The following is a 1,827-nucleotide window of genomic DNA, read 5'->3' as shown; positions in this document are numbered from 1 at the left end:
GGATCAGTTGGCGACAAGCATAGTTGGAGGGACGGACGGAGCGTCCCTGGCGCGGAAGGGCGTCTGCAAAGAACGCCTCTTCCAGATCATCTCGGTGACCACCCAGGTCGCGATTTCGCGCCGAGTACATATGTACAAACTAGCCCTGAGGGACCGCCAGGCCGCTAGGGGAAGGGAGGAAGAAGCCGGAGGAATGCGACCAATGACCTGGGGATGGAACGTTGATGAGGAATAGGATATACTTTACTGTATATATACCAGCAATACAATATATGGGGGGGGGCAGAATAAATACTATTGGCGCTCCCGCCATGGCGAAACAAACGAAGCCTGATGCCCTCTGCAGGTCCAAGTGTGGTACCCGTATCCTAACGAAAACAAAACAATACCTGGTACAGATTTTGGAGGCCACACGCTTAATGGTTAGGCTCAAAAGAACAGAAATAGCTCATGAATTATCATGGACTAGAATACCGCTCGTGGCGCGCCTTTTTTACTTGGTTTTAGTACTACCTGGTTTTGGCCCAATGATCAAGTGAACCTGATATTGGCCACAGCTCTTTAAATTTCTTAAATGTTTTCCCTGGGTTAGACCAACTATTATGGGATTTGTTTAAGGGCTCTAAGAACTGTTTTTTCTTGCCGAAAACCCGCGATTTACTCGGCAGGACGGTCAAAAACACCAGTAGACTCTTCATGGTGCTCCTCTTTGTTTGCTGAGAGTTTGTTTTAGCAGTTTCCGATTCTCCAGAGTCGTAGTTTGACTGTTCGTCCATTTTAACAGTTCTGAGGACAGTAAGATTTTTCATCAAAGATCTAGGATTTCTGGCCCCAGTTCTGACAAGCAACCTTTTTTTTATCCCCGAGAGAAACTGATTGGCTGCGCCTAAAATCAAACGAAGACTCTGGAAAAACAGAAAACTGTTCATAAAGGCTCTCGGGACACTCCAGGGAGCATCCTGAGGAGTCTACCAGTGTTTTTGACTATCCCTGCTATTTCTGGCCCCAGTTCTGACTAACAATCTTATTTTTGCCCCCCCAGAGAGAATTGATTGACTGCGCCTAAAATCAAACTACGACTCTAGAAAAATGGAGATCTGTTCATGAAAGCTCTCAGAAATTTCCGGGAAGCATCCTCAGGAGTCTACCGGTGTTTTTTACCATTCCGCAGAGTAAAACGCTTATTTTCGGCCGTAAAACTCAGTTCCTGGAGCCCAAAAAAATGTTTCCCTGAAGAGTTGGTCTTAGACCGTACTGCTCCTACTTGTTGCTGTTGTTGCTGTTCTCACATTAACTCATCGCCACAATGCAATGCATTCTGTGGTCGCAGGACAGGCTCCAATAACTCTCGAGTGGAAGAAGACCCTCCAATAACCCTCGCACATCTACACCTCAGACAAAAATAAAAAGTGAGGTCTGCGCTCGTGCGTATCAGGTACATGCGGTACGCTGTACAAGTCGTCACATAAACCGAGAAAACCGCATACTACCCGGGAAAAATAGACAAGATGAAAAAAAAAACTCGACTTCGAAAAAAATCGCAAAACGAAGTCGAAAAATCAAAATTCAAAAGTAGAAGAGAGAGGAAAAAAAAAAACGATTCAAGCATGAAAGCAACAAATAAAGAAAGGAAAACACACAAGAGAATACGCAGATTTTCGCAGATTGCAGGCTCGCAAGCTACGCGAGGGGTGTAGAACAGAGATAAGAACTTAAAAAACAAACGTACTTACTCCGCTATTAAGAACACCAGGAGCAAAACATAAACAGATAGACAAGAAAAAACGAAAAGGAAGACGACGAAGCAAACCAAAACGAAACAGCACA

At 44.7% G+C, this 1,827-nt stretch carries 1 protein-coding gene; it reads left to right on the top strand.

From position 1 onward, the window contains the following. Window positions 1-235 (top strand): hypothetical protein (locus tag ABJF11_RS10395; protein WP_348119783.1); only part of this gene is annotated, 235 nt, incomplete at its 5' end. Between the last annotated feature and the right edge of the window lie 1,592 nt (window positions 236-1,827).

This window comes from Reichenbachiella sp. (genome assembly GCF_039941815.1).
In the GTDB taxonomy this organism is placed as follows: domain Bacteria; phylum Bacteroidota; class Bacteroidia; order Cytophagales; family Cyclobacteriaceae; genus Reichenbachiella.
Note: the sequence above shows the minus strand (reverse complement) of the source record. Positions and strands in the feature narration are given on the sequence as shown.